This is a genomic window from Enterococcus florum, from assembly GCF_004309355.1.
Taxonomy (GTDB): Bacteria; Bacillota; Bacilli; order Lactobacillales; family Enterococcaceae; genus Enterococcus_A; species Enterococcus_A florum.
The window spans coordinates 164,823-183,895 of sequence record NZ_BJCC01000001.1; the positions used below are offsets into that span (position 1 = coordinate 164,823).

At 41.6% G+C, this 19,073-nt stretch carries 21 protein-coding genes and 1 riboswitch; of the genes, 3 read left to right on the forward strand and 18 right to left on the reverse strand.

Features of this window, described 5'->3' with window-relative positions; translation table 11 throughout:
- Positions 1–198: 198 nt before the first annotated feature.
- Complete coding sequence (argS, locus tag NRIC_RS00855) at positions 199–1,890, reverse strand: arginine--tRNA ligase (protein ID WP_146620798.1); 1,692 nt, start codon at positions 1,888–1,890, stop codon at positions 199–201.
- Positions 1,891–2,243: 353 nt separating this feature from the next.
- Positions 2,244–3,257, reverse strand: coding sequence for an ornithine carbamoyltransferase (argF, locus tag NRIC_RS00860; RefSeq protein ID WP_146620799.1), 1,014 nt, complete (start codon positions 3,255–3,257; stop codon positions 2,244–2,246).
- A gap of 152 nt (positions 3,258–3,409) precedes the next feature.
- A riboswitch (PreQ1 riboswitch) is annotated at positions 3,410–3,454 on the forward strand.
- 64 nt (positions 3,455–3,518) lie between these two features.
- On the opposite strand from argF, the gene NRIC_RS00865 reads away from it, so the two are divergent.
- Positions 3,519–4,493: a nucleoside hydrolase gene (locus NRIC_RS00865; RefSeq protein ID WP_146620800.1), complete on the forward strand. Its 975-nt coding sequence runs from the start codon at positions 3,519–3,521 to the stop codon at positions 4,491–4,493.
- Complete coding sequence (locus NRIC_RS00870) at positions 4,490–5,044, forward strand: ECF transporter S component (RefSeq protein ID WP_146620801.1); 555 nt, start codon at positions 4,490–4,492, stop codon at positions 5,042–5,044. The genes NRIC_RS00865 and NRIC_RS00870 overlap by 4 nt, the downstream gene beginning before the upstream one ends.
- A gap of 310 nt (positions 5,045–5,354) precedes the next feature.
- Here the strand turns inward: NRIC_RS00870 and tsaD are convergent, their stop codons facing one another.
- From tsaD to NRIC_RS00910, 8 genes are all read right to left on the reverse strand, one after another.
- Positions 5,355–6,383: a tRNA (adenosine(37)-N6)-threonylcarbamoyltransferase complex transferase subunit TsaD gene (tsaD, locus tag NRIC_RS00875; RefSeq protein WP_175579963.1), complete on the reverse strand. Its 1,029-nt coding sequence runs from the start codon at positions 6,381–6,383 to the stop codon at positions 5,355–5,357.
- Complete coding sequence (rimI, locus tag NRIC_RS00880) at positions 6,373–6,834, reverse strand: ribosomal protein S18-alanine N-acetyltransferase (RefSeq protein WP_146620803.1); 462 nt, start codon at positions 6,832–6,834, stop codon at positions 6,373–6,375. The genes tsaD and rimI (NRIC_RS00880) overlap by 11 nt, the downstream gene beginning before the upstream one ends.
- Positions 6,831–7,376 carry a ribosomal protein S18-alanine N-acetyltransferase gene (rimI, locus tag NRIC_RS00885; RefSeq protein WP_146620804.1) on the reverse strand — a complete coding sequence of 182 codons (546 nt, stop codon included), beginning with the start codon at positions 7,374–7,376 and terminating at the stop codon, positions 6,831–6,833. Before rimI (NRIC_RS00885) ends, rimI (NRIC_RS00880) begins: the two co-directional genes overlap by 4 nt.
- Complete coding sequence (tsaB, locus tag NRIC_RS00890; protein WP_146620805.1) at positions 7,360–8,067, reverse strand: tRNA (adenosine(37)-N6)-threonylcarbamoyltransferase complex dimerization subunit type 1 TsaB; 708 nt, start codon at positions 8,065–8,067, stop codon at positions 7,360–7,362. Before tsaB ends, rimI (NRIC_RS00885) begins: the two co-directional genes overlap by 17 nt.
- Positions 8,068–8,217: 150 nt before the next feature.
- Positions 8,218–9,201, reverse strand: coding sequence for a LacI family DNA-binding transcriptional regulator (locus NRIC_RS00895; protein ID WP_146620806.1), 984 nt, complete (start codon positions 9,199–9,201; stop codon positions 8,218–8,220).
- A gap of 50 nt (positions 9,202–9,251) precedes the next feature.
- Positions 9,252–10,733 (reverse strand): UDP-glucose--hexose-1-phosphate uridylyltransferase, encoded by a 1,482-nt coding sequence (gene galT, locus NRIC_RS00900; RefSeq protein ID WP_146620807.1) that lies wholly within the window; start codon positions 10,731–10,733, stop codon positions 9,252–9,254.
- 49 nt (positions 10,734–10,782) lie between these two features.
- Entirely contained in the window at positions 10,783–11,775 is a 993-nt protein-coding gene (gene galE, locus NRIC_RS00905) for a UDP-glucose 4-epimerase GalE (protein ID WP_146620808.1), read from the reverse strand.
- A 127-nt stretch (positions 11,776–11,902) separates the two neighbouring features.
- Positions 11,903–12,280, reverse strand: coding sequence for a RidA family protein (locus NRIC_RS00910; protein ID WP_146620809.1), 378 nt, complete (start codon positions 12,278–12,280; stop codon positions 11,903–11,905).
- 175 nt (positions 12,281–12,455) lie between these two features.
- Here NRIC_RS00910 and NRIC_RS00915 point away from each other — a divergent pair, with 175 nt between their 5' ends.
- Complete coding sequence (locus NRIC_RS00915) at positions 12,456–12,623, forward strand: DUF3042 family protein (RefSeq protein ID WP_146620810.1); 168 nt, start codon at positions 12,456–12,458, stop codon at positions 12,621–12,623.
- 57 nt (positions 12,624–12,680) lie between these two features.
- Here NRIC_RS00915 and NRIC_RS00920 read toward each other — a convergent pair whose 3' ends face one another.
- The 8 genes from NRIC_RS00920 to NRIC_RS00955 all read right to left on the reverse strand — a co-directional run bounded on the left by NRIC_RS00920 (position 12,681) and on the right by NRIC_RS00955 (position 19,072).
- Complete coding sequence (locus NRIC_RS00920; protein ID WP_227873698.1) at positions 12,681–14,504, reverse strand: FAD/NAD(P)-binding protein; 1,824 nt, start codon at positions 14,502–14,504, stop codon at positions 12,681–12,683.
- A gap of 3 nt (positions 14,505–14,507) precedes the next feature.
- Positions 14,508–14,855 (reverse strand): DUF488 domain-containing protein, encoded by a 348-nt coding sequence (locus NRIC_RS00925; RefSeq protein ID WP_146620811.1) that lies wholly within the window; start codon positions 14,853–14,855, stop codon positions 14,508–14,510.
- Between the two features lie 88 nt (positions 14,856–14,943).
- Positions 14,944–15,345, reverse strand: a complete 402-nt coding sequence (locus NRIC_RS00930) for a rhodanese-like domain-containing protein (protein WP_146620812.1) — start codon at positions 15,343–15,345, stop codon at positions 14,944–14,946.
- 27 nt (positions 15,346–15,372) lie between these two features.
- A complete protein-coding gene (locus NRIC_RS00935; protein WP_146620813.1) occupies positions 15,373–16,329 on the reverse strand; it encodes an ROK family glucokinase in 957 nt (318 codons plus the stop codon).
- Positions 16,329–16,538, reverse strand: a complete 210-nt coding sequence (locus NRIC_RS00940; RefSeq protein ID WP_146620814.1) for a YqgQ family protein — start codon at positions 16,536–16,538, stop codon at positions 16,329–16,331. Before NRIC_RS00940 ends, NRIC_RS00935 begins: the two co-directional genes overlap by 1 nt.
- A 151-nt stretch (positions 16,539–16,689) precedes the next feature.
- Positions 16,690–17,361 carry a rhomboid family intramembrane serine protease gene (locus NRIC_RS00945; RefSeq protein WP_146620815.1) on the reverse strand — a complete coding sequence of 224 codons (672 nt, stop codon included), beginning with the start codon at positions 17,359–17,361 and terminating at the stop codon, positions 16,690–16,692.
- An 8-nt stretch (positions 17,362–17,369) separates the two neighbouring features.
- Positions 17,370–17,927, reverse strand: coding sequence for a 5-formyltetrahydrofolate cyclo-ligase (locus NRIC_RS00950; RefSeq protein WP_227873699.1), 558 nt, complete (start codon positions 17,925–17,927; stop codon positions 17,370–17,372).
- Positions 17,928–18,064: 137 nt separating this feature from the next.
- Positions 18,065–19,072: a GDSL-type esterase/lipase family protein gene (locus NRIC_RS00955; RefSeq protein ID WP_146620816.1), complete on the reverse strand. Its 1,008-nt coding sequence runs from the start codon at positions 19,070–19,072 to the stop codon at positions 18,065–18,067.
- Position 19,073: the final 1 nt, after the last annotated feature.

Sequence of the window (19,073 nt, forward strand, 5' to 3'; positions counted from 1 at the left end):
TGCAGGATTGCGCTTTTTGAGCACCAGAACAGACGAAATGCTGATTATTCACAAAAAATCCGATTGCACTAATTCTTTTTTCTTACCTAATTTCATTATGCAATTGCACTAAGAGGATTGCTTGTCTTTTTTTTTAGGAGTTCTAAATAATTCAAACAAAAAAAGAATGGACCGAGATCCATTCTTCTCCTGGAGCTGCTACATCTTATTCGGTGCATGAACGCCCAACAACCGCAAATCCTCTTTCAAGATCGTAGTCACGGCTGAAACCAATGCTAGACGCGCATCCTTTTGTTCATCTTCGACCAATATTTTGGTATGTGCATAGTATTTATTGAAGGCTTGGGCAACTTTCAATGAATGCTTGGCAATCACGGATGGTTCATATTGGTTGGCAGCCTGCATAACGACCTCAGGATAATTTTGTAAAAGCTTGATGATTTCCCAGCTGTCCCCATCATTTAATGCGTAAACTGCCTCGGGATTAGGTGTAAAACCCGCTTTATCCAAAATCGTCATAGCGCGTGCATGGGTGTATTGCACGTAAGGTCCCGTCTCCCCTTCGAAACGAACAACCTCTTCCAATTCAAAATCGAAATTATTCAAACGATCATTTTTTAAATCATGAAAGACTACTGCACCTACCCCTACTTGGCGGGCTACCTCCTCTTTGTTTGGCAAATCAGGATTTTTCTCGACGATTTGATTCAAAGCAGATTCGATCGCTTCGTTTAGAACCTCTTCTAATAAAATGATTTTGCCTTTTCGAGTAGACAGTTTTTTACCGCCCTGAGTGATTAATCCGAATGGTACATGCGTCATTTCATCCGACCAATCAAAGCCCATTTCTTTTAACACAGCCTTCAATTGTTTGAAATGAATACTTTGCTCATTGCCTACAACATACAAAGATTTCACAAAATTATAGGTGCGTTTTCGATATATTGCTGCTGCTAGATCTCGTGTAATATACAATGTTGCACCATCAGATTTCTTGATTAGTGCAGGATTTAACTCATAAGCTGAAAGATCCACGATTTCCGCACCTTGATCTTCCTTCAACAAATGCTTTTCCTCCAACATCGTAACGACCTCAGCCATTTTATCGTTATAAAAGGCCTCACCATTGTATGAATCAAACGACACTTCCAGCATTTGATAAATTTTATCGAACTCTTTTAATGATTCGCTGCGGAACCATTTCCACAATTCAACGGCCTCTTCATCATTCTCTTCTAGTTTTTTGAACCAAGCGCGTGCTTCGTCTTCTAAAGCAGGCTCGCTCTCTGCAACTTCATGGAATTGAACATATAAACGCAAAAGTTCTGTAATCGGTTCAGCTTTCACTTTTTCCTCGGAACCCCATTTTTGGTACGCAACAATCAGTTTGCCGAATTGCGTGCCCCAATCTCCTAAGTGATTGATTTTGACTGGTTGAAAGCCTACCTTATCCAGAATAAGACTGATGGAATTGCCGATCACCGTGGAACGCAAGTGTCCCATAGAAATTGGCTTAGCAATGTTAGGAGAGGACATATCGATAGTGACATTCCCTTTATTTCCAATCACACTGTCTCCGAAAGTGCTGCCCTCTTTAGCAATCTCTTTTAACACTAGGCTTGAAATAACTTCTTTATTCATGAAAAAGTTTAAGTACGGTCCTACAACATCAATTTTTTCAAAACGATCGCCATTGATCTTTTTAGCTAAATCGGCTGCAATCTGCTGAGGTGCTTTCCGGTAAATTTTTGCCAAAGCAAAAGTTGGAAAGGCCACGTCTCCGTGTTCAGCAGACTTAGGGTTTTCTAAAAGCCTTCCAACTTCCTCTATTGTCAACTCTTCCTTTACCGCCTCAAAAATAGCCTGTGCGACGATTTCCTTGTTGTTCATCCTGATTTCCTCCTATTGGTTCATCTTCTACAAAATTCCTACTACTCGTATTGGTTTACAAAAAAATGCCATCCTGCATGTAAAATGCAGAACAAATCGCCTTAAAAACAAAAAAAGTCTCTGATGAAGTTATCATCAGAGACGAGATTTCCCGCGGTACCACTCTTATTGTCTTACGACCATCTTTACTATAACGGTAGCTGCCGTTTCCTCTCCAAAGTGCGCCCTCTATCTTTGTTTATCCGGCTCACACCCTCCCGAAATCGCTAAAAAACAGTCGATAGACTTCTCTTTGTCATTGACGAAATAGTTATCTGGATTTCATAGTACCAGATAACCCAAAGAAGTCAAGGTTAAACTTTAGGGATAAACAAATTTCCCAGAGTAGCAGCCATTACAGCCTTGATGGTGTGCATCCGATTTTCAGCCTGCTCAAATTGATACGCATAATCTGATTGGAAGACTTCATCGGAGACCTCCATTTCTGCTAGTCCGGATGATGCTTGGATCTCTTTCGCAACTTCCGTTTCCAAATCGTGAAAGGCTGGCAGACAATGTAAAAAGATCGTTTCTTTTTTACCTGTTTTGTTGATCATTGCTTGATTCACTTGATAAGGCAGCAGTAAATCGATCCGTTTTTGGAATTCTGCTTCCTCACCCATAGACACCCAAACATCCGTATAAACCACATCGGCTCCTTTGACGCCTAAATCGATGTTGTCTGTCACTACGATTTCAGCCCCTGATTTTGCTGCGTACTCCTCAGCTAAACTGATCAATGACTCTTCCGGATATAATTCCTTCGGGGTCACAATGTGCATGTTTACTCCCAAAATTGCCCCCGTGATCAATAAGGAGTTTGCCACATTGTTTCGACCATCCCCGGCATAAGCCAGCGTCAACCCTTCAAGTGTACCAAATTGCTCTTTGATTGTTAAAAAATCTGCCAACATTTGAGTTGGATGCCATTGGTCAGTCAACCCGTTCCAAACAGGAACACCGGAAAACTCTGCTAACTGCTCCACCGCTTCCTGAGAAAAACCTCGATATTCGATGCCGTCGAACATACTGCCTAACACTTTTGCCGTGTCTTTCACAGACTCTTTCTTCCCTAATTGAATATCATTTTTTCCTAAATACTCTGGATGAGCCCCTAAATCAATTGCAGCTGTCGTGAATGCAGCTCGTGTCCTAGTAGAGGTTTTTTCAAACAGCAAAGCTATATTTTTCCCGGCTAGGTAGTGGTGTTGAATATTTTTTTTCTTTAATTGCTTAAGATGAGCAGCAAAATCAATCAAATAAAGCAGTTCATCCTTTGTAAAATCAATCTCCTTTAAAAAACTTTTCCCTTGAAATACTGAATTCATAATTTTTTCCTCCCGAATATTTAAACAATAAACGTGTAAAATAATCTATTTTTATACACAATAGCAGAATTTGATGAAAATAGCAATGCTTCTTTTCTTTCTTGTTTAAATCCTCTATGATAAAAGGGTGCATTTAAAATCGAGTGTGGAAACTCGGACTGGTTCGAAAACTTCCCAGAATAAAAAACTAAGTATCTCTTGATGAAGGGGTTGTACTGTCCATTTGCAAACTGTTCATCAGAAAGAAGGAGGTTAGAAAAAATGCAAAAGGTGATTATTGATTGTGATCCTGGAATCGATGATGTCTTAGCTCTAGAGTACGCGTTACGTTCAGAGGAGCTAGAGGTTCTTGCAGTGACCGTTGTAGCAGGAAATGTTCCGGTTGATCTAGGTGTGGAAAATGTGTTCAAAGTTTTGGAACGCTGTCAGCGACTGGATGTCCCAGTCTATACTGGTGCGGCCCAGCCTTTACACAAGACCTTCGTATCTGCTCAAGATACGCACGGGATGGATGGGCTTGGAGAGAGCAACATTCCAAGAACATCGATGATTAAGGTTCAACCTACATCTGCATCAGATTTTTTAGCAGATTTTTTTAGCGAGAAGCAAGACGTGGGTATCATTGCTCTTGGACCTTTGACGAATATTGCCATGGCGCTGGGCAAAAACCCTTGTTTAGGAAAACATTTGACTCGCTTTGTAACGATGGGTGGAACCTATAAAAGTCATGGAAATTGTTCGCCTGTGGCAGAGTTTAATTATTGGTGCGACCCGGAGGCTTCAGCCATCGTTTATCAAGATCTCGGCTGTCTGATCGAAATGGTTGGCTTGGATGTAACCCGTCAGATTGTTTTGACACCGAATCTTTTAAATTATTGTTCGAGAATTAATCCGCATGTGCACCAGTACATGGAAAGAATCACTCAATTTTATTTTGATTTTCATTGGAAATATGAACATCTTCTTGGTTGTGTGATCAATGACCCTCTAGCTGTTGCTTATTACATTGACCAAAGCCTTTGTCAAGGCTTTGACAGTTATACCGCTATAGAGACCAACGGCATCAGTCTTGGACAGACACTGGTTGACCGTTACGATTTTTGGCAAAAAGAGGTGAACAGCCGGATTTTAGTATCGGTGGATACTCGCCGCTTTTTCACCCAGTTTTTGACCGTCCTTTTAGATGCACCAGAAGCTTTGATCGCTTCTGATCTAAATCAATTACAGTTAGGATGAGTCATTTGAAAAAAACAACTCCCCATCAGCTTGCTTTGATGGCATTGGCCGTTGCTCTGAACATTGTTTTAGGAAACCTCGCTTTATTCTTGAGGCTTCCAATTTATTTAGATGCAGTGGGTACGATGCTTTCAGCTGCTGCATTTGGTCCTTTTGCTGGAATTCTTACTGGATTATCCAGCGCATTGATCACAGGACTTACAACCGATCTTTTTTCTCTTTACTTTGCACCTGTTCAAGTTTGCGTAGGTTTGATGACTGGGCTGCTCGTGTATCGACAAACCTTTAAGGGTCCCCTCATCATTAAGGCATTGCTGATCACGATTCCTGGTACGTTCATTGCTTCGCTCATCACCGTTCTATTGTTCGGAGGAATCACTTCTTCTGGATCCAGCATGATCGTACAAATCCTGAATGGATTAGGGCTCAATCAAACATTGAGTGTCTTTCTCGTACAGCTTGGAACAGATTATTTAGACCGATTTCTAGCGTTGACCCTCGTCGTTGGTGCCTTAAGAATAATGCCGAGTTATAAGAAACGAGTGTTGTAACCTTTGAGAACATCCTTTCTGAGTGTTCTTTTCTATAAAAAAGAGACGAGACTGTAGCATAAGTCTCTGAAAAACCCTCCAGAAATGACGTGATTTGTCTGTTTTTGGAGGTTTTTTGTAAAATAAAAGAGTACGGGATCACTCCCATACTCTAAGTCATTCAACCCTCGAAAAGATCAAAATCATGCATCCAAATTATACTATGAATCGACTCACCTCAGATATCTCATACTTCCTATTTTCCAAAGGAAGACAGCACTGCGTTATCAATGAATAGGTCGAATCTCTTGAAATAAATGACTCCTAGACTCTAGACAACTTCTCGTTGAAAAGCAGCACTGGGTTCCGCGTTCAAATCCATAGCCGCCGTGTGTTGTTTTCTCAACTCCACATGTGCAGCAGCACCAATCATTGCTGCATTGTCTCCACACAATCGCAAAGGTGGAATAATCAGAGTCAAGTCGGGCATTTGTTCTTCCAGTGTCTGTTGCATTGCATCTCGCAGACCTTGATTTGCTGCAACTCCGCCAGCAATGATCAACTGATATACCGGATAATTCTGACAAGCTCGAAGTGTTTTTGTAACTAACACTTCAATGACACTTGCTTGAAAACTTGCAGCAAGATCTTTACTATCTAACTCTTCGTCCCGTTGCTGTGCATTATGGACCAAATTAATAAACGCACTTTTTAATCCGCTAAAGCTGAAATCAAAGTTGTCCTCTTTGATCATCGCACGTGGAAAGTGGAAAATATCTTCTCCTTCATGTGCTAGTCGATCAATTTCTTTGCCGCTTGGATAGGGTAACCCGAGCACTCGTCCGACTTTATCATAAGCTTCTCCGGCTGCATCATCTCTAGTTTCTCCAATGATTTGATATGAACCATCCTCCACCATATACACTAACTCTGTGTGTCCTCCACTGACTAAGAGGGCCATCAGAGGAAATTTTAGAGGCTGAGTCAACCGAGCTGCATAAATATGTCCAGCCATGTGATTCACCGGAATCAGCGGCAATCCGTGAGCCCAAGCAAACGCCTTCGCTGCACTTAGACCAATAAGTAACGCCCCGACCAGTCCCGGACCATATGTTACAGCAACAGCTGTCAACTCTTCGGGAGCGATACCGGCTTCTTCCAGTGCTTCTTCCAAACAAATTGTAATTTGTTCCACATGGTGCCGACTGGCCACTTCAGGCACCACTCCGCCAAACCGTTGATGACTTTTGATTTGAGAGGCTACAATGTTGGAAAGGATCGCTTCTCCATTTTTTACGATCGCTACACTGGTTTCATCACAACTGCTTTCTATTGCTAATATGTATTCATCAATCTGCATTTGCTTCATTCACCCTCATACTCATTAAAATAGCATCCTCGATCGGATGCGCATAATACTTTTTTCGAAGGCCGGTTTCTTTAAATCCGTACTTCCCATAAAACTGACGTGCCGACTGATTGGAGGCACGTACTTCTAAAAAGATTTGCACGATTCCCTGCTCTTTCGCATAGTCAATCAATCGCTGGATGAGATGAAAGCCAAATCCTTGGCCTTTGTATTCTGGACGAACGGCAATGTTCGTAACTTCCAGCTCATCCAATACCTGATGAACCCCAACAAAGCCAATCACTTGCTGCTTCTCCTCAAGGATAAAATAATGACTATGTGACAAAGCGATATCCTCAGCGAAAATCTTCTTAGGCCAAGGAGAACCAAACTCGTAAGCGTGTTGACTGATTTCCCATACTTGTTCAGCTAACTCCTGATTTATTGATTCCTTAATGATCATTCTTCCTGTAACCTCTTAATCATCTCCAACGCATCTTCATGATCTTCCGTGTAATAATTCCTGCGAATGGACAGGCTTTCAAACCCAAGACGCCGATACAGTCTCTGGGCATCCTTGTTACTGACCCGCACTTCTAAAGAGAGGGTGATACAGCCATTCATTATAGCGAATTTTTCAACTTCGTCAATCAAATAGCTGCCTAATCCCGCGTTTTGCGCATCACGCCGCACGGCCACATTTGTAATGTGAGTATCATTTCCGATCACACGACAGCCAATGAACGCGACAATCTCTTTTTGACGAATCAGACACGCGTAAAGATGGTGAATTGGTGAATGGATCTCCGATAAAAAGGCACTCTTGGTCCAAGGTGTTTCACCAAAATAAACATCCTTTTCTAATGCAATCAACTCTTTGATATCAGCATCCATGATTGATCGAAGAATATAATCTTCTTGATTAATGGATACTTTCTTAGGTTGTGCTAAAGGAGATCTGCGAATAAAAAAAGTTTTGATCAGTCCACTAAATTTTTTCAACATAATCCGTATCCTCAGATGGGTGAGTTTTCAACCAATTTTCTTCTGCTTCTACACGTTTTAAATAGTCTGGAACAAAAGAGTGAATGTCTTCTACCGTATTTTGCTCCAAACCCAATCTTCCCAAACTTACTGCATTGGGTAAATTGAATTGATCCTCAGTAATAATGTTAGCATCCGGCAATCGTTCATAAATCAGAGTTTGAAATTTTTCCGCCTCACCGACAAAAATAGCCGGTTCCTTGAGATTATCCAGCAATTCGTCCAGCGAGACATGCTGATCCGAAAAAACAGCTTTCAATTGTTGATCTTCCCAACGATACCCGCCAGCATAAACATTTTTTCTTCTGGCATCAAACAGCGGAACGATCAAAGAATCCGTTCGAAAATTTGCCGCAATACTGGCCAAGCTTGAGACTCCGACCAACTCGATCTTCAATGTATCTGCCAATGTCTTCGCTGTCGTAACCGCAATTCGAATTCCTGTATAAGAACCTGGTCCTTGGGCAACTACGATACGATCCAAATCCTTCGGTATCAGACCACTGGCCTTCATTAATTGTTCGATCGCAGGCATCAATGTCAGGCTGTGGTTCATCTTACGATTCAGCTGCATCGAAGCGATCACCTGCTGATCCTCTAAAACTGCGACCGCCAAGCCTTGGTTGGATGTATCGAATGCCAATAGTTTCATAGAAATTTTCCTCGCTTTCAGATACCACATTTTATCATAAAATCAATCGTCCTTATAGCTCTCTTATAGAGATTTTAAATTAGGCCCTGATAAAGACGGCTAACTGAAAAAGATGCAGAAACCTTCCAAAATAGGAAAGTTCTGCATCGCTTAATTAGTCGATTCACGTAAAACCAGTTCGGTGCCCAACATGATTTTTCTTGGGACAGGGGCCATTTCTTTGTATGCATCTAAAACAGTGGAAACCGCAAGTTCCCCCATCCATTCCGTTTCGACTCGCACTGTGGATAATTTGGGAGAGACATATTTGGCTACACTAACATCGTTAAATCCAATCACTGAAATATCCTCTGGAATTTTTAAGCCTTTCTCCTGAAGCGCCTGTATAGCACCAAGAGCCATGGCATCACTGGAAGCGAACAATGCAGTCGGATAGTCGTTTGATTCACGCAAAAATCGGGTCACAGCTTGTTTGGCGCCTTCCACTGAGAAAGGTGCCTCGATTGAGAATTTCTCCTGATAAAGATTCAGTTGTTTCAGTTTTCTGCGAAATGCCGAAAAACGAGGGTCCTCAATCAATTGTTGATGGTGCTTTGTAAATTCGATTCCTGATAAAATACCAATTTTGTCGTGGCCTTTTTGGATAAAGTGATCTACCACCAAGTTCAAACTCGCATCAAAATCAACAACGAGCGAATTGCACTGCTCATGCATCGCATCATAATCAACAAAAAGAATATTTTCATCTGTCCGCTTCAGTTGGCAAATCTCCTCAGAATCAAACTTGCCCAACGCAATCGTTCCTTGTGTTTCCAGCATGCTTAGTTCCCCTAAAGACTCTTTTTTTATTTCTATTCCAAGTTCTTCCGCCTTTTTCTCGATTCCTAAACGTATCGACAAGTAGTAAAGGTCTACCAGCTCTTCTTCAGAAGAGTACCACTGCACTAGACGAAGAATAGGCATCGAGGGCCGAGTACTTTTTTTGTGTTTCGTGTAATTTAAGTGTTCTGCCGTTTCAAAAACCTTTTGTTTAGTTTCTTTGCTGACAGATAATTGCGAATCATAATTTAGTACCCGAGAAACAGTGGCGGGAGAAACACCAGCTAATTTTGCTATATCACGTATCGTTGCCATTTTCCCTCCTGCTTTTTCAACATTGATTTTTCTCGTTTGAATGAAATGCTTTACAATGTTTCAACAAACGCAGCAAAGGCTGCTAACCCTTGTGAATCTCGTTTGAACACTCCAGCATCCTCTAATACACGAACAAAAGCTTTTCCCACTGCCTGCTGTACGATGGCTGTGACATTCTCCGCCGTGATGATTTCTTCTGCTCTCAATTCATCTGCCCACTCGCGGTGATACTCCGCCAGTCGATTGTCTCGATTCAGCAAATAGTTTTCTACCTCCTCCAGCTCAGCTTTCAAACGCGGAGGTAAAATGGCTAATCCCATCACTTCGATCAATCCGATGTTTTCTTTTTTGATATGTTGGACATCCCGGTGCGGGTGGAAGATCCCTTCCGGAAATTCTTCTGAGACATTATTGTCTCTTAAGACAAGATCAATTTCAAACAGCTCTCCTTTTCGGCGAGCGATTGGTGTAATGGTATGATGTTCGATTCCATCCTCTGTGACAGCTACAATATCGACACTTTTATCTGTATAGCTTTTCCATTTTTCTAAAATATATTCTGAAGCATCTGCTAAACGATCAGGGTCGTTCCCCTGCAAGCGGATGACTGACATTGGCCATTTGACTCGTCCTGCTTTGATGTCTGGATATTTATCAAGAGTGATTGATTCCTCAACGGGTGCCTTTGCCATTGGGAATTGATAGCGTCCTCCCTGATAATGGTCATGCGAAAGGATCGAACCGCCGACAATCGGAATGTCCGCATTTGATCCTACAAAATAGTGCGGCAGCACATCGATAATTTTTAACAGACGTTGAAATGTTTGTTTCGTAATTTTCATTGGACGGTGCTCTTCTGAAAGAAAAATACAGTGTTCATTGTAGTAAGCATAGGGTGAGTATTGCATCCCCCAGCTTTCACCATCAAGATTCATCCGAATAATCCGGTGATTGCTTCTTGCCGGATAGTTCGCTCGTCCCGTATATCCTTCATTTTCCATGCACAATAGACACGTGGGATAGTCAACCTTTTTTATCTTTCCTTCAGCAGCAATTTGCTTTGGGTCCTTTTCCGGCTTTGATAAATTGATGGTTATTTCCAACTCGCCATATTCTGTCTTGGCTAAATAAGCAACGTTTCGAGCAATTTCTCGTGTTTTTATATAATTATTGTCTTGACTCAACTTATAAAAATAAGTTGTTGCCTCCTCAGGATTTTTAGCATAGTACTGAGCAAAGTAGGCATTAACTACAGAGGGTGGAGGAGTCATAAAATCCATAATTTGGGCTTCCAATATCTCTTTTTCCGCTGACAGATTTGGAATAACTTGATTTTCGATCGCCTGTTGGATCAATTGATCTGATAATTCTACAGCTGATTGGTCAACTGCTCTCGTATCAGCAGGGCTTAAACTGCTCTCTCCAATCAATCCAATCAATTGATTTTCTAAATAGATTCGATCCATTTCCATCCATCCACCTGAATGAATCGCAAGGGTAATAAAATCTCTAATCGTTTGGCTGATAGCCATGAATAGTTCCTCCTAAATTATACTATGAATCAAAAAACACAGAACAGTCTTACTTGTCTTGATATCCTTCTGGATGTTGAACATGCCAATTCCAAGCGGTTTTGATAATTGCCTGAATATCTGTATATTCAGGTTTCCAACCCAATAGATTTTTTGCCTTTTCACTTGATGCAACCAGCGTACTAGGATCTCCAGCACGGCGCGGTCCCATAACGGCAGGAATCTCTTTATTTGTGACCTGCCTTGCAGCATCAAGCATTTCTTTGACAGAGTAACCATTGTTTGAACCTAGATTAAACACTTCACTTGCATTTCCTGCCTTCAAGTATTCCAAAGCCAAAATGTGGGCATCCGCCAAATCTTCTACCTGAACATAGTCTCGAATGCAGGTACCATCTGGCGTATCATAATCCTCTCCAAAAATCGTCAAATAATCCCTTTGGCCCAAAGCAACCTGCAAGATGATAGGTACTAAATGTGTCTCTGGATCATGATCTTCTCCAATTGAGGCATCGGATTTTGCTCCAGCCACGTTGAAATAGCGCAAAGCGACATAACGCATTCCATATGCTTCATCGCACCATTTCATCATTTTCTCCATCATCAGTTTGCTCTCACCATAGGGATTTTTAGGATTTGTAGGTGTATCTTCGCTAATTGGAGAAACTTCAGGCTCTCCATATGTAGCGGCAGTTGAAGAAAAGACGATGTGCTTCACATCAAACTCTTCCATTACCTCAAGCAAAGCTTCCATCCCTACCACGTTATTGTTAAAATACTTTAATGGATTTTCTACAGATTCACCGACCAGTGAGCTCGCCGCAAAATGAACCACACCCTCAATCGGCTCCACTTTAAAAACCTCGCGCATAAAATCTCTATCACGACAATCTCCTTGATAGAAGCGGGCTTTATTATGAACCGCTTGTCGGTGCCCCGTCAATAAATTATCTACGACCACCACGTCGTATCCTTGATTGATCATACGATCCACCGTATGAGACCCGATATACCCTGCCCCGCCTAAAACTAAAATCGCCATACCAAATGCTCTCCTTTATAAATCGTTTTGTTTACTAAATAAATTATAGTTTGTTTAGTAATTTTTTTCAAGAGGTATAAAATAAAAAAACGAAACAACGGATTGTTTCGTTTCGATCATCTTATTCTTATTCGTTCTTTTCAGCGATTACTTCGATTTCTACCAATGCATCCATTGGTAAACGTGCCACCTCTACACAGCTCCGTGCTGGATAAGGTTCTGCAAAGCGCGACGCATAAATGTCATTTACTTTCGTAAAATTCTCCAAATCGCTGATAAAAACAGTTGCTTTTACAACATTTTCTAAAGTCAAATCAGCGGTTTTTAACAGATTCTCAATGTTTTGCAGTGACTGGGTCGTTTGCGCTTCGATCCCTTCTTGCAGCTTTCCTGTAGATGGATCGATACCTAGCTGTCCGGAAAGCAGCACTAAGTTTCCACTCGTCATTCCTTGAGAATAGGGTCCGATTGCCTTGGGTGCATTATCTGTATTGATACGTTTCATTGTCATCCTCCTAATCATTTATTCTTCACAAGAAAATTATACTTGAAGACTAAACCGATTGCATCCGTTTTTTGTCAGCTTAGTGCTGCAATTTTCTTAATAAAATCATTTAGCTTTCCATTTTGCTGTTTTTCCCTCATAATAAAAGAAACGAGTACAAAAGGAGTGACCAGCGATGCGTAAATTTACTTCCGGTTTCTTCACCGGAACCTTAGCCACAGCAGCAATAGTTGCCGGCTTTGTTTTAGGCGTGAAGAAAAAAATTATTGAACCTTTGGAAGAACAGGAAACAAAAATCGATGAAAATCGTAAAAAGGCCCGTAGAAAACGAATTGCGCGCTAATTAAAAAACTAGCCCACAACTGACGGAAACAATCTAATCAGTTGTGGGTTAGTTTTTTTAGGATTTTTTTTGATAGATGGATGCTGCAATCCGCTTTCCAACTAGAAAAATCCGATCGTTGTTTTTCGGGCGAGGCGTCGTGGCATTTAACCAATCGATTCCCTCTGTCGGAACACCGTAACAATAAAGATTTTCAGAATGTTTTCCTTGTGAATCAATCACCTGATGCGAGTTTTCATCCACTAGTAATGCCCCAGTCTCCTTCTCACCATCATCAGTCAAAAGAACGTGCGGTGCTAAATAACCACGTTTCTTCATTTTCAGTATCAATGGATTGGTGGTCCGATGGTAGCTGACAGACGGGATACGTGCCTCGATCAAACGACGAGCCGCATATCTTTGTTCTTTTGCCTGACGGCTGTAAGTCACAAATTGTCCATTTTCTCCTTTTATGACCATCTCAGGTGCTAGAAAAACAATCAGTCCCGCTTCAACTAATGCCAACAATTGTTGCGTTCGCAAGACAGGCGGCCCCACAGTAATAAAGCCGTATTCCTTATTGTAGCTTTTCCACAACTCATTCCAAATTTCATCCGCGCTAAAACGCTGATGATCCAACATCCAATGGATCGGAAATTGAATTTCCTTTAATGTATCAATTGCTGCGGCCACAGGACCATCCACGTTTCCTGCGAGCGCAACTTGAATACTTTGTCTCAAATAGTCCACTACAAAGCTTGAAAAATCCTGTGCAGATACTTTCTTTGCCGGTTCGATCAACTCTTGCATCGTCAACCAGTCTTCTTTAGGAACCTGATGTTTTACTAAAGCCTCTTTTCGGTCCATTAGAACATAGTCTTGTAGGAAAGCATCTACATCAATCAACAAATTGGTCAATTTTTTTTGATAATAAACGATTTCAGCCTCTTTTTTCATCAAATCAAAGAAAATCGGTGCATCACCCGGTTTAAACTTGTCTAGACGTTCCTTTGTCAATATCTGCGGCTGCGCGTCCTCCCCTGCTTCTTTTTGATTCACTGGGCGTGGATGGTAAGGCAGACCGCCTCCAGACCCCACGATCATTCTCCCTTCATTTCCTGAGAGGCGATAGGATAATCTCCCATCTTCTTCATAAAAATGCCCACCCCAAAATTCTGGGACCATTGCTACGTAATCAAAAAAACTTAACCCGACACCACGAAATATTACATCCTCCTTGGTACCGATTTTAGATAAATCAACGGTTGCTGGATTAGCTGGTTTTTGATAATACAATTGATGTTTACGAGCGTAATTCTCTAGTTCGGCTTCTTCGTCTGTCGGGAGATCTTGTCCATGTCCTGTCGCTAAAATGACCTGATCCACCTGCCAAGTTTCCTCTGCAAAAAGTGTAATGTGAGCGTCCATTTCCAAATCCATGATCTTCTGCGGTACCATCGTCAAACGGATCGTCGAAGGGAGCTTTTCTTTTAAGGATTGGAAGAACCATCGCTGATACAATCCGTAAAAACGTCGTTCGCAGCAATCGTTTTTCTGCAGCTTCTCAGCTTGTTTCAAAAACAGACGCTGATCTACATCTGCTTGCGTTGGAATAAATGTGAACGCCTCGCTTTTGCACCATTCGTACAGATTAGGCCCTCGAGTAGTAGATCGTCCCTTTTCTGGAGAACCATCGGAAAATAGGGTGACGTGCTGCATCACGCTATTCATAAGGACCGTCCCTCTTTGTTTAGGCGACCAAACAGCTCCGCCTGGTCCATCTGGGTCAAAGATGAAAAGCTCTATTGGAAATGTACCCGAGTGCTGGTAAATAAGCTGATCCAGCATCATCAATCCATACGGCCCCGCTCCGATTACTGCAATTTTTTTCATGTTTTTCATTCATCATCCTACCAATTCTTTTAGTATCTGTGCTTGATTATACTTTGTGTCCTTTGCGCCGTACAACAAGGTGACAGTGGGCTCTAGTTGTATCGTTTTCTTCAGCTCTTCCAAAGCTTCTTTGGCAGTTCCAGAAGAAAGCTCCTGAAGATACGCCAATCTAAACGCATCATATTTTTTGGCGTCATGAGCAAACCACTTCCGCAATTCAGAACTAGGAGCGATATTCTTCAGCCACAGATTGATGCGAGCATCCTGTTTAGCGATCCCTCTTGGCCAAATGCGATCAACCAGAATTCGATACCCGTCCGAATCTTCATATTGTTCATAAATACGCTTAATTTTTACCATGCTATTAACACCTCTACCTACAGAGTAGAGGTAAATGATGATTTGTGCAACAAAAAAACAGGCACAACGTTTCTGCCTGTCTAGTAGATCAATCTAAATTTTTCTTTTTCACTTTTCCCTGCCACTCTTCGATTCCGCCTTTTAAAATGTAAAGATTGGTAAATCCATTCTTTCTCAGCAGATTCGCTGCCCGTGCACTAACAGCTTTATTATAATCATAAATATAGATCGGCTGGTCTTTTCTTAGCGACCCCATTGTTTCTTTCAGCATAGGGTAAGGAAAGCTTCGGGCACCTAGTATATGCTTTGAATTAAACTCATCACGTTCACGAACATCGATCACTTGAGCCTTTCGCATCCCAGCCTGAAATTCTTCTTGACTGATTACCTTTGCTGAACGTTTGATCATGATTCGTTGGACTCCTTCATAGACAACGAAAACCAAAATAACCCCTAGCAAAATAATGTTGATCGTCCACCAAAATGACATAATACAAAATCCTTCCTGCTCTTAAATTTATGTTAGTGCTAGTGAAGCTGCACCGATTACCCCAGCTTCATTTCCTAATTCGGCTAGCTTGATGTCAGTACTCTCTCGAACCTGAGGGAATGTGAATTCCTTAAAGTAGCTCTCTACTCGGCTACGCAGAAATTCTCCAGCCCCTGAAACGCCTCCGCCAATAATGATTGTTGAAGGATTTAGCGTATTTCCCAGGTTTCCACAGGCAAGTCCTAAAAAGAAGGTTACTCTGTCGACCACCATCAGTGCCAAGTCATCCTTTTCCTTGGCTAGATCAAATACATCCTTGCTAGTGATATCTTCTCCATTATCTAGACGTGCTTTTAGCTGAGAACCTCCTGCATACTCTTCAGCCATTTGACGAGCAACTCGTACTACTCCTGTGGCACTTGCTACCGTTTCTAAACAGCCGCGTTTTCCACAAGTACACTCAAATCCACCTGGATCGACCGTCACATGCCCAATCTCTCCAGCACATCCAGCCACCCCATGAAGGAGTTGGCCGTTCATTACGATTCCTCCACCTACACCAGTACCCAGAGTCATGAAAACCACATCTGGTTCATTGTCTCCTGCACCTTTCCAACGTTCCCCCAATGCGGCTACATTGGCATCATTGTCAATATAAAACGAGATCCCTGTTCCTTTTTCAATTAATTCTTTGACGGGCTGCAACGTTGTCCAATTCAGATTATAGGCGCCTATCACTGTTCCCTTTTCGCTATCCACGCTACCGGGAGTCCCCATGCCGATTCCAATAAATTGTTCTGGCTTCATCGCATACAGCTCTAAATGATGATTGATCGATTCAACGATGTCCGGCACGATATGAGAGCCAGCATCTAAGATATTGGTATCAATACTCCATTTTTGCTGAACTTCTCCTTCAGGAGTCAAAATCGCGAACTTGGCTGTCGTTCCGCCTAGATCAATGCCTAATAGTTTTTTATCCATTATAATTCACCTTCCCGACTTTCTTCAATGTGATGTTCTCTTTTCAGTATACGCCATCCATTTAGATAAGTATCTCGATCAATCAAACGTCCATCGTAAAGATTTTTCCATTCAATTTGCATCAACTCAATGTCATAAATACGTTTACCTAAATAAACATAGATCCCAAATTGCTTCAAGATCTGCTGTACATCATATAAACTCTTCACGTCAATCACATCCCTAGACATTATACAGGTATTTTCCGTATTTTTACAGAGGGAAATCGTTCTATTCCTTTTTATGCTTTAAAAACAATTGATTGATTCTATATTCATCTTGCGTTTCCAAAAAAACAAAAAAATCGGCAATCGGCCGATTTTAGAGAATAGGCAATCCTAACTTTCTAAATCCTAACAATATGGCTATCACAAAAAAGAATAAGAAAAACAGAACTCCGGTGATGCGTTCACGAGTAGAAAAGCGATCTTCTGCATGAGGAACAGCCAAGATCATTCCAGCCAAAGCCCCTCCAAGTAATCCTCCCAGATGCCCCCATAAATCAATCGAGGTATCGAAAACGCCGAAGACTAAATTCAATAAAATAAACATGCCAAACTGTTTAGTCAGCGCTTGAAAAGCACGATTGTCACGATAATGGTAGCCAATCACTAAAAAACCGCCGAACAAACCGAATATTGCTGTACTGGCACCACCTGATAAGGTATTCGGATGATTAAACGCAAAACTAGCTAAATTTCCCATAAGTCCGCTAAGAAAATACAGCAAAGCAAAACGCCATTGACCGAATATCGCTTCACACTGCTGTCCCATGTAATAAAGTACAACTGAATTTAATGCGAAATGGGCCAACCCAAAATGAATCAGCATCGGGGTTAAAAAGCGCCAATATTCTTGCTGATAGACCACTGAAGGGGCAAACATCCCCAGTTCATTTTCGATCATGATTTCCGGCAATAGATATTGCATCAAAAAAACAATGGAATTGACTGCTAAAATTGCGTATGTGACATAAGGCTTCTCTTTTCTCATGCTTCCTCCTAATTTCGTGTAATGATTTTCTCGACTGGCACATCGAATGGTCCAGGCTGCCAATCCTCGTTCATTTGTTCCTCAAAAACCAGACTAAGCGTCTTTCCGTTATATTCCGACAGAAATCGATCATAAAAACCGCCGCCAAAACCAATGCGATATCCGGAGCTTTGAAAAACAAGCCCGGGAACAATCAACAAGTCAAGATCTTCAGGTGCAGCAGGGTGATCCTCTTTAGGTTCCTCAACACCAAATTTTGATCGTATATAGAGACTCGACTGGTCAATCCAATGAAAATCTAATGTTCTTCCAGGCAGCGATCTAGGAACGGCAACCCTTTTTCCAGAAGCCAAAGCCGCTTGAATCAACGGTTGAGTGGGAAATTCGAACTCTACAGCAATGGTTACTCCAATTGCCTGCGAAGAAGCCCATTCTCGACTAGCGTAAAGCTTTTTATAGATCGCTTCGATTTGCTCCAATCGTTCCTCACTTGTGGCGAGCTTAGTCAGTCGTTCGATCATTAATTGACGCAATCGTTTTTTGTCCGTATCTTCCACCTCCATCATTGATTTCTAAGACCAGAACATACTCTTTCAGATTATTACATATTGATCGTGAAACGCTCAACATCGCTCGTTCTGATCTGCTGGAATCAATTCCTATGAACTGATACTACCAAATATAGGTCAAAATAAAAAGGGGACTAACCCCCCTTTAAACTTTCTATATTAATTAATTCCACGATTGCCCTTCCACCGATTGCGTTAAAATGCAAATGATCACCGCTATCCATTTCTTTTTTTAGTACACCATTTTTCGAAACAGGTGCTGCAAAGTCGAGGGCTTGTTCACCAAATCGTTGTTGGATCCACTGGTTGATCTTCAGCCTTGTTGCTTCCTTGCTTGGCGTCACATCAGGATAACCCGTAAAAGGTGTCAACGTTGAAACAAACAAACGAATCCCGTGTGCATCACATTCAGTAAAAATTGCTTCAACACCCCGTTGCAAATTAGCAAAAGTGGAACTTGAAAATACTAAATCATTGATTCCCATCGATAAAATCACTACCTTTACACTGCGATGACTCTTTAAACAGTTTTTTAATCTTGTAAGCGCAGCATAGCCATAAAAAAATTCGCGAGGATCTTGAGTGACGCGATCACTGCTATTTTTAAGAAGCTGTGCGCCATTGATTCCCTGATTCACCAGATACCAATCCTCATCACGCAACCGTTGCTGCAAAGGCGCGGTCCAAGCACCTCCTTCAGTCAAAGAATCCCCCAAAGCCAAAATACAATTTCCAGCTGTTATGTCTGCCTCAATCGCCAACAGACCTGGACAAAAATTTATCGTGCCTTTTTTCTCAGGGTGTCCACAAAAATCACTATCTGTGAACCCATAGCCGCTGACTGCCTGTTCAGCAAAGAAATTGATCTGCCAAATTTCATTTTCCGCTTCCACCATAAGCTCTTCTGTACTATAAATTTCTCCAGGCTGAACATAAAATGAAGAGAGCTCAACTTTCTGATTTCCTGAAGAAAAAGAAACATCGCTTATAGTCAGCGGCGCACATCCATATTCATTCGCGAAAACCAAACGAATGTGTCGTGCTTTAGTCAATGGTCGAAAACGAAGCTGGATTTCCCCCGAAGTCTTTCCATAAGATAAAAATCCCCGATGTGCATGACTCCAGATTGTCACCCAAGACATA

Excerpts from the sequence above, each read along its gene's own strand:
- argS (WP_146620798.1), bottom strand. The coding sequence starts at position 1,890 with ATGAACAACAAGGAAATCGTCGCACAGGCTATTTTTGAGGCGGTAAAG.
- argF (WP_146620799.1), bottom strand. The coding sequence starts at position 3,257 with ATGAATTCAGTATTTCAAGGGAAAAGTTTTTTAAAGGAGATTGATTTT.
- NRIC_RS00865 (WP_146620800.1), top strand. The coding sequence starts at position 3,519 with ATGCAAAAGGTGATTATTGATTGTGATCCTGGAATCGATGATGTCTTA.
- NRIC_RS00870 (WP_146620801.1), top strand. The coding sequence starts at position 4,490 with ATGAGTCATTTGAAAAAAACAACTCCCCATCAGCTTGCTTTGATGGCA.
- tsaD (WP_175579963.1), bottom strand. The coding sequence starts at position 6,383 with ATGCAGATTGATGAATACATATTAGCAATAGAAAGCAGTTGTGATGAA.
- rimI (WP_146620803.1), bottom strand. The coding sequence starts at position 6,834 with ATGATCATTAAGGAATCAATAAATCAGGAGTTAGCTGAACAAGTATGG.
- rimI (WP_146620804.1), bottom strand. The coding sequence starts at position 7,376 with ATGTTGAAAAAATTTAGTGGACTGATCAAAACTTTTTTTATTCGCAGA.
- tsaB (WP_146620805.1), bottom strand. The coding sequence starts at position 8,067 with ATGAAACTATTGGCATTCGATACATCCAACCAAGGCTTGGCGGTCGCA.
- NRIC_RS00895 (WP_146620806.1), bottom strand. The coding sequence starts at position 9,201 with ATGGCAACGATACGTGATATAGCAAAATTAGCTGGTGTTTCTCCCGCC.
- galT (WP_146620807.1), bottom strand. The coding sequence starts at position 10,733 with ATGGCTATCAGCCAAACGATTAGAGATTTTATTACCCTTGCGATTCAT.
- galE (WP_146620808.1), bottom strand. The coding sequence starts at position 11,775 with ATGGCGATTTTAGTTTTAGGCGGGGCAGGGTATATCGGGTCTCATACG.
- NRIC_RS00910 (WP_146620809.1), bottom strand. The coding sequence starts at position 12,280 with ATGAAACGTATCAATACAGATAATGCACCCAAGGCAATCGGACCCTAT.
- NRIC_RS00915 (WP_146620810.1), top strand. The coding sequence starts at position 12,456 with ATGCGTAAATTTACTTCCGGTTTCTTCACCGGAACCTTAGCCACAGCA.
- NRIC_RS00920 (WP_227873698.1), bottom strand. The coding sequence starts at position 14,504 with ATGAAAAACATGAAAAAAATTGCAGTAATCGGAGCGGGGCCGTATGGA.
- NRIC_RS00925 (WP_146620811.1), bottom strand. The coding sequence starts at position 14,855 with ATGGTAAAAATTAAGCGTATTTATGAACAATATGAAGATTCGGACGGG.
- NRIC_RS00930 (WP_146620812.1), bottom strand. The coding sequence starts at position 15,345 with ATGTCATTTTGGTGGACGATCAACATTATTTTGCTAGGGGTTATTTTG.
- NRIC_RS00935 (WP_146620813.1), bottom strand. The coding sequence starts at position 16,329 with ATGGATAAAAAACTATTAGGCATTGATCTAGGCGGAACGACAGCCAAG.
- NRIC_RS00945 (WP_146620815.1), bottom strand. The coding sequence starts at position 17,361 with ATGAGAAAAGAGAAGCCTTATGTCACATACGCAATTTTAGCAGTCAAT.
- NRIC_RS00950 (WP_227873699.1), bottom strand. The coding sequence starts at position 17,927 with ATGATGGAGGTGGAAGATACGGACAAAAAACGATTGCGTCAATTAATG.
- NRIC_RS00955 (WP_146620816.1), bottom strand. The coding sequence starts at position 19,072 with ATGTCTTGGGTGACAATCTGGAGTCATGCACATCGGGGATTTTTATCT.